The organism is Sulfitobacter sp. G5_S2_6_S6 (genome assembly GCF_054968505.1).
Genome location: NZ_JBQKUI010000017.1, coordinates 22,242 through 29,870, shown reverse-complemented (window position 1 = coordinate 29,870; position 7,629 = coordinate 22,242). Strand labels below are relative to the sequence as shown.

Genomic DNA, 7,629 nt, shown 5'->3' with positions numbered 1-7,629 from the left:
CGAGCTGCGCGCGAGGCCGAGCCGAGCCAACAGCGTTGGTGACTTATACCGGTTTTTTAGGGCGACGATCAGCATGTTTTTTTCCTGATTGCTCAGGCTCCTCAGATCGCCGCCAAGTTCCTTTTTTATCATTTCACTCGCAGTCTTGAGCAGATCATGCTCAATCTGAAGCTCGCGGATGTCGCGCTGCAGGGCTTCACGCTCACGCTCCAACTCTTCAAGCTCTGGGGGAAGGGCACTCTTATTGCGTTTCATCATGGCAGGAGCCTCCGGGCCAAGGATCTGTGTTTTCCAAGCATAGAGCGTCGGCCGACTAGCTCCGAACTTTTCAGCCAGGGCCCGGGCACTTTCTTGACGGCTATATAGCCCGACCACAGCAGCCTGCTTCACGGCGTCAGAGTGGTTGCCAGGGCCATATGCCGCGTTGGGGGCCGGCTTCATGTCAGGAAAGGCCTCGCGTACCCAAGCCGTCATTGTGGCTCGGCCTGGATAGCCTAAAGCACGCAGCGTCCATGAGATGCAGCGGCCATGGGTTGCATAATGTTCTAACGCCACCTGCTTCTGCGCCAATGAGAATTTAGACGGGCGCGGCGCCGATCGTATCGGCAAGTCTTGCAGACATTGGTATTCTCTATGCCATCCTTTCAGGGCGTTCTTCGTTGGATACCCCAACTCACGGATGGTGGCCTGCGCGCGCTTGCCGAGCTTGATATAAAGCTCAACCGCGCGCATTCGATCTTCGTAGCTGTACATGAACTATCTCCAAGATAGTCCAACTTTTCGTCCGCACCCCCAATCGCTGCAATGAAATCGTTTCCGAAGGAAGAATTAATCTCGGCTCATAATCGGTAAGTGCGTATCGTAGAATTCAGGGGTTCAACTCAAAGTTTGGCCTTTTCTTCGTCCGGGATAATGCGCGAATAGCAGCAGCGTAGCCCTCGATCCCTAACCCCGCTATGACGCCCGTCGCCACACCAGATACGTAGGAGTGGTGCCGGAAGGCCTCCCGACGGTGAACGTTTGAAATATGGACTTCGTAGATGGGGATTTCACAACTCACTAAGGCATCGCGAATAGCAATTGAGGTATGGGTATAGGCGGCTGGGTTGATGACGATGCCCATCCCCTCGGTTCTTGCTTCATGGATCATCTCTACGAGCTCACCCTCATGATTGCTTTGGCGAAACAGAATGGCCAGATCATACTCGGTGGCAACGCGTCGGCAGAGCGTTTCGACATCGTTCAGGGTATCCCGCCCATAAACCTCGGGCTGTCTGGTGCCCAGCAGGTTCAGGTTCGGGCCGTTGAGTATATGGATCGTTTGGGAACTCATCTGATGTCCTTTGAGCCAACGTGGGAGATCGCCTGGCAAATTGCGATTGATGCGGCCAAGCTGCGTGCGGTTGCTTGAGCCATTTGCGGAAGAACCATCCATTCCAACGCCCAAGCCGCGCCGGAACGTTCCTGCTCGTGAACCAGCCCTTGATGCATGGCCGACACCTGAGTGGCATTGAACCGGGCGAGCGTCACAAGCAATTCAGCCAGAACGGGATTTTGTTTGTGGGGCATCGCGGAAGAGCCCCCTGCGTTGTCCAACGTGATTTCGTCGACGCCTTGTTGCGCCATGAGGCAAATATCTTGTCCCATTTTGCCAAGCGTTCCACTGATCAGCGACAGCAGCCCAGCGTAGTCGACCACCGCGTCGCGCATTGCATGCCATGCCTTTGGCGGGTTCGCGAGACCGAGCCGTAAAGCCACTTCAGCCCCGAGAGATTCAGCATGGGGCAAAGCTGCCCGATCTCCGGCTGCGCCCCCAAGTTGAAGCCGCTCGACGCGGGGCCTGGTCTGCGTGAGCCGCTGACGATGGTCGTCTAAAGGCTGAGACCATGTTGCGAACCGCTCTCGTGCCGCAATGGGCATCGCCGCCTGCATCCGGGTGCGCCCCATGATCCTCCGGCTCCCGAACCGCGCCGACAAAGCGTCTATTGCTTCCATCAGTTCCAAAAGGCGCCGCTTCAGAAGGTTACTGTAGTCCTTCAAAGTCAGGACCAAAGCGGTATCAATCACATCCTGCGAAGTCGCGCCGCTATGTATGGCTTCACCATGAGAACCCGCGGACCCCCTGATCTGCCGGACGAGTTCGGGAACAACCACCCCGTCACGCGCTGTCGCAGAACGAAGTGCTTCCATATCGCATTGGAAATCGTCGAAAGTACGCGCGACTTCTTTCGCGGTATCTTCAGAAATGGTGCCGACTTTGCACAGCCCCTGCGTATAGGCTCTCTCGAAGGCGATCATATGCGTCATCTGCCGCGTGGGGCCCCAAATCTCCGTGGCCTCTGCGTCGCCAAATAACCCGCTCAACCAGGGATGCTCGAAAGGGGAGGTCATGAAATCTTTTCCATCAGGTCTTCCAGCAAATCTGAGACAACCTTGGGGTTTTCAATGCAGGGTAGATGACCACAGCCGGGCACGAGGCGATAGGAGGCGTCCGGTATGATCTGCGCCAACGCCCTGACGAGTTCCGGCGGGGTCGCGCGGTCTTCACTTCCGGCGATGCAAACTGTCGGCACCGTGGTCGCCCCAGCTCGCGTCGTGAGGTCACTGTCTCTGATTGCGGCGCAAACGCCGCTATAGCCAGCAGCAGATGTGCGGGCCAGCATATTGCGGTAGCCTGCCCATTCGGCCGATCGTGTCGCGTGAAAGTTTGGGCTGAACCAGCGTTCAAGAATGGCGTCCGAGAGCGCAGCGATACCGGACTTCCCAACGCTTTCAATGCGCGCATTCCAGCTTCCCGCGTCACCGATCTTGGCTCCGGTGCAACATAGCATGAGCGCTCTCACCTGCGCCGGATAAGCAGCGGCAAAACCTTGAGCGATTTGGCCGCCAACGGATACACCACAGATCAGGGCAGGAGGCAGGTCAAGGTGCAGAGCAAGGGCAGCAACATCGTCGATGAGCTGGTCCATCGTAATTGGCCCATCGTCGCTCAGCCCATGGCCGCGCTTATCAAGGCAAAGCACTGGCGTTTGTGACGGCAGCCGATCAATGACTTTGTCCCAGATCCGGAAGTCCGTACCAAGTGAGTTCAGAAACACCACAGGCACGCCGGTTCCGGGCCGATAGCGATAGTGGTGTGTTATCCCGTTGAGGGTGGCGAACATCATGGGGTGGCGGCAGAGGCGGACTTTGGCGCAGCACTCTCTCTCGTCTTCAGCCCCAATATCTCCCGCGCCTCTTGCCAAGTCGCGACAGGTCGCTCGTATTTCTTGCAAAGTGCGACGGCCCGCTTGACCAATGCGGCGTTGGAGGGCGCGAGCCTATCGCGGTCCAGCCGGACATTGTCTTCCAGGCCGGTCCGGGTGTGGCCGCCTTTGGCGATAGACCATTCGTTGATGGTCAACTGTGCAGGGCCGATACCGGCGGCGCACCATTGGGCGTCCGGTGCCAGACGTTTGAGTGTTTCGATGTAGAAGTCAAAAATCGGCTCGTCCGCAGGCATCGCATTTTTCACACCCATGACAAACTGTACATAAAGGGGCCCCTTCAACCGACCATCTTGGGCCATGCGGGTGGCTTGTACGATATGACCAAGGTCAAAGGCTTCGATCTCGGGTTTGACATCATGGGCGATCATTTCCAAGGCCAGCCAGTCGACCAAGTCGGGACTGTTTTCATAGACGCGCGTTGGAAAATTGTTCGACCCTACTGACAGCGAAGCCATGTCCGGCGACAACGATAGCATACCGCCGCGCTCCTTACCCGCGCCAGAGCGTCCCCCGGTTGAAAGTTGGACGATCATGCCCGGGCAGTGCTGTTCCAGACCTTCTTTCAGTCGCGCAAAACGGTCCGGGTCTGAGGTGGGGCGACCGTGATCGTCGCGCACGTGGCAATGGGCGATCGAGGCGCCCGCCTCAAAGGCCTCCTGAGCACTTTCGATCTGTTCGGAAATGGTGATCGGCACTGCCGGGTTGTTGTCCTTCGTCGGCAGGGACCCGGTGAGTGCCACGCAGATAATACACGGGGTGGTCATAGCGGCCTCATAGATCGAAGAATACGGTTTCGCCCTCGCCCTGTAGGCGAATGTCGAAGTGATAGGCGTTGCCATCGGCGCGCGCGATCAGCGTCTCACGGCGCAAGGGCTGCTCAATCAGGGTGAGGACTGGATCAGCCGCGTTGGCCGCGTCCTCGTCACCGAAGTACATTCTCGTGTTGAGCCCGACATTGATGCCCCGAGCAACCAGCCAGAGATTAAGGTGCGGGGCCATTGGCCGGGCATCGGGCCCTGTCACCTTGCCGGGCTTCATGGTCTCAAAACTGAATACCCCAGTCTCGAAATCCGGTGTCACCCGACCCCAACCGCGAAAGCCGTCTTCAACCTCGCCTGTTCCGGGATAGATGCCTGCAGCATTTGCCTGCCAGACCTCAATCAAAATGTCCTTAACCGGCGCGCCGGTGCCGTCGGTTACCGTCCCGGTGACGGTGATACGTGTGCCTGCAGCCTTCGGGCCAGCAATGTCCCGCCCCAGTTCGTGGTCGTAGATATCGAAGCCGGCGTCGCCGGGAACGAGCCCGATGTGAACATAGGGCCCAGCCGTCTGAGATGCGGTTTCTTTGAGGTAGTCGAGTGCTTGCACCATGATTAGTTCCCTTCTGGCCGGTTTTCGAAGAAGGTCGAGCGGCGTCCCCGAAGCACGATGTCGAATTTATAGGCAATGCTATCGAGCGGCAGGGAGGCGTTTAGATCCAATGCGGCGACAAGCTGATCAACGGCGCGTTGTTCCGGAATGGATTGCACAATCGGGCATTTGGCGATGAGAGGGTCGCCCTCAAAGTACATTTGGGTGATCAGGCGCTGCGCGAAAGCGGTCCCGAATACTGAGAAATGGATATGGGCCGGCCGCCAATTGTTGACCCAGTTCCGCCATGGGTAGGCGCCGGGTTTGACGGTGCGGAAGACATAGTTTCCATTGTCATCGGTCAGCGTGCGACCGCACCCGCCAAAGTTCGGGTCAATCGGTGCGAGATAACTATCTTTCTTGTGCCGATAGCGGCCGCCTGCGTTCGCCTGCCAGATCTCGATAAGGGTGTTCGGAACCGGACGCGCGTTTTCGTCCAGAACTCGGCCATGCACGATAATGCGCTCCCCAATAGGGTCTCCTGTTTTGGCGTAGTTCAGGATTAGATCATTGTCGATCTCTGCAATGTCGTTCTGCCCAAAGGTCGGTCCGGTTAGCTCGCTGTCCGAGTTTTGCAGCGACAAAAGCGCATGGCGCGGCGAGCGCGCGACACTGGTTTTGTAATCGGGCGTAAGGGCAGGCGGATGCCACAAGCGGTCACGTTGGATGAGGTCCCCATTACTCATGATTGTTCCTCCTCCATTTCCGCATAGGTCTGTTTGGCCAGCGCGATCGCGTGGTTCGCGGTGGGCACTCCGGCGTAGATAGCGACATGCTGGAACACCTCGATCACGTCCTGTCGGGTGGCTCCGGTATTGGCCGTCGCGCGGATATGCATCGGGATTTCAGCGAAGTTCTTGGTCGCGGCCAAAAGCGCAAGTGTGACCATGGACCGCTCTCGCCGCGTGATCGCATCAGAAGCCCAGACCGTCCCCCAGGCCGCTTCGGTGATCAGTGTCTGAAAGACGCTGTCAAACTCCGTCCCGGCCGCCAGAGCACGGTCCACATGGGCATCTCCCAGCACCGCGCGGCGCACCTTCATTCCAGCGTCATGTTTGTCAGTCATTTCTTTGGCATTCCTTTCGGGCGCATCAGGCGTTTCTGAGCGGCAATTCTAAAAGGGGCATTGGGGGCGCCGTAGCCCGCGTATCCGCCACGACGCTCGACGATTTCAAAGAACATGCCCCCCGCGTAAGGACGCGAGTAGAACTGAAAGAACGCCCCATTTGCATCCTCATCATAGAGTATGTTCCCTGCCTTCAGGGCGCTGAGCATGTCGGCATCCAGATCGAACCGCGCGACGAGGTCGGCGTAATAGTTGTCCGATATTGGCAGTGGCTCGAATCCTTTGGCCCGCATCACGCTGCTGGTGGCAAAGATGTCTTCGCTCGCCAGTGCGATGTGCTGCACGGAGGCGCCAAAGCTATCGGCAAGGAAGTTGCCTGCCATTGTGCGATGAGTTTCTGCGCCATTAAGCGTGATGCGAAACGCGCCGTCTCGAGTTTCCAAAGCTTGGCTGCGCACCAGCCCGTCGGGGTCTACCACATCGACCATCGGAGATTTTTCCATGCCGAACAGCGTGGTATAAAACAAAGACCAACTGAGCATTTCATCATAGCTCATGGTCTGGGCAATGTGATCGATGCTTGTCAGGCCCGCATGTGTCTGCTCGGCGTCGGTCTGGTTGAACTCGACCGACCAGACATCATTCAGCCCGCTGGTTTGGTCGGTGAAATGCAAGACACTGCCGCTCAGCCCGCGAATGGCCGGTATATCCAACTCACCGGGGCCAATCGGCTGGTGAAAGGGCGCGGCACCAAGCGCTTTGGCACGGCTTACGGTCTCAGTTGCCGCGTCGACAGAAATGCCGATGTCGCAGACGGTTGTGCCGTGGGTCGTATAGGCGCTGCTGGCATAGCCGGTGGTCTCCCGGTTTACCACGATCCGTATTTCGCCTTGGCTCCAGAGAGACAGCTTCTTGGCGATATGAGTGCCGGAGAGACTGAAGCCGAGCGTTTCGAGCAATCGCTCCAGTGCGTCGGCTTCTGCGCCGCGGGCGGCGAATTCGACGAAAGACACGCCTTCAACCTTCGAGCGTTTCGGCAGCAAGGGTGCCGACGTTGCGGCGACAGGCTCTGCGCGTCGCACGTCGTCCATCAGGGCGATCAAGGACCGATACCCGTCCTTGGCGATGGTCTTTGGGTGGCCGCCGCGGAACTGATCATTGAAAATCTCCAGTGAAATCGGGCCCGTATACCCGGTGGCCATGACCGACTTCATAAAACCTGTCACATCCAGATCACCTTCCCCCGGCATGTTGCGGAAGTGGCGCGACCAATAGAGCAGGTCCATGTCAATTGCCGGCGCATCGGCAAGTTGCACAAAGAAGATTTTGTCGCCGGGAATGCGTCGAATGGTTTGCGCATCAATCTTACGCGCCAGCGTGTGAAAGCTGTCGAGGATCAGACCAACCGAGCCGTGATCGGCGCGGCGCACTATTTCCCATGCGTCGCGATGGTCATTGACATGTCGCCCCCACGCGAGCGCCTCATAGCCGACCCGCAGGCCGCGCTTGGCCGCCCTGTCGCCCAGCTCGTTGAAGTCCGCCGCAGACCGGTCGATGCCGCCAAGAGCCTCCGGGTGGCAGCTCGAACAGATAAGAACAAGGTCTGTGCCAAGGTCTTGCATCAGGTCAAATTTGCGTTCCACCCGATCAAACACCTTTGCCCGGTGCGGTTCTGGCAAACCTTCGAAATCTCGGAATGGCTGAAAGAGGTTGATCTCGAGACCCATGGCGCGGATCATGTCGCCCACTTCTTTGGGGTCCCCGTCATGGGCGATAAAGTCCTGTTCGAAGATTTCGATACCGTCGAAACCGGCAGCGGCAATGGCTTCGAGTTTCTCCGGGAAATTGCCGGATATGGACACTGTTGCGATGGAAGTTTTCATC

The 7,629-nt window shown here is 58.0% G+C and carries 9 protein-coding genes; all 9 read right to left on the bottom strand.

Going from position 1 to position 7,629, the window contains the following annotated elements:
- Positions 1-753, bottom strand: a 753-nt coding sequence (locus tag ACTRWK_RS17285; protein ID WP_462844092.1) for a transposase, incomplete at its 3' end; no start/stop codon positions are given.
- Between the two features lie 115 nt (positions 754-868).
- Positions 869-1,333, bottom strand: coding sequence for a type II 3-dehydroquinate dehydratase (gene aroQ, locus ACTRWK_RS17280; protein WP_037942311.1), 465 nt, complete (start codon positions 1,331-1,333; stop codon positions 869-871).
- Positions 1,330-2,391, bottom strand: coding sequence for a 3-carboxy-cis,cis-muconate cycloisomerase (locus ACTRWK_RS17275; RefSeq protein WP_037942310.1), 1,062 nt, complete (start codon positions 2,389-2,391; stop codon positions 1,330-1,332). The genes aroQ and ACTRWK_RS17275 overlap by 4 nt, the downstream gene beginning before the upstream one ends.
- A complete protein-coding gene (gene pcaD, locus ACTRWK_RS17270) occupies positions 2,388-3,167 on the bottom strand; it encodes a 3-oxoadipate enol-lactonase (protein WP_037942309.1) in 780 nt (259 codons plus the stop codon). Before pcaD ends, ACTRWK_RS17275 begins: the two co-directional genes overlap by 4 nt.
- The gene (locus ACTRWK_RS17265; protein WP_037942308.1) at positions 3,164-4,033 is read right to left on the bottom strand and encodes a 3-oxoadipate:acetyl-CoA acetyltransferase; all 870 of its coding nucleotides are present in this window, start codon (positions 4,031-4,033) and stop codon (positions 3,164-3,166) included. Before ACTRWK_RS17265 ends, pcaD begins: the two co-directional genes overlap by 4 nt.
- Before the next feature lie 7 nt (positions 4,034-4,040).
- The gene (pcaG, locus tag ACTRWK_RS17260) at positions 4,041-4,640 is read right to left on the bottom strand and encodes a protocatechuate 3,4-dioxygenase subunit alpha (RefSeq protein WP_037942307.1); all 600 of its coding nucleotides are present in this window, start codon (positions 4,638-4,640) and stop codon (positions 4,041-4,043) included.
- 2 nt (positions 4,641-4,642) lie between these two features.
- Positions 4,643-5,365 carry a protocatechuate 3,4-dioxygenase subunit beta gene (gene pcaH / locus ACTRWK_RS17255; RefSeq protein WP_037942305.1) on the bottom strand — a complete coding sequence of 241 codons (723 nt, stop codon included), beginning with the start codon at positions 5,363-5,365 and terminating at the stop codon, positions 4,643-4,645.
- Positions 5,362-5,745: a 4-carboxymuconolactone decarboxylase gene (gene pcaC / locus ACTRWK_RS17250; protein WP_037942303.1), complete on the bottom strand. Its 384-nt coding sequence runs from the start codon at positions 5,743-5,745 to the stop codon at positions 5,362-5,364. Before pcaC ends, pcaH begins: the two co-directional genes overlap by 4 nt.
- On the bottom strand, positions 5,742-7,628 hold the full coding sequence (locus ACTRWK_RS17245; protein ID WP_037942302.1) for a bifunctional sugar phosphate isomerase/epimerase/4-hydroxyphenylpyruvate dioxygenase family protein: 1,887 nt from the start codon (positions 7,626-7,628) through the stop codon (positions 5,742-5,744). The genes pcaC and ACTRWK_RS17245 overlap by 4 nt, the downstream gene beginning before the upstream one ends.
- Between the last annotated feature and the right edge of the window lies 1 nt (position 7,629).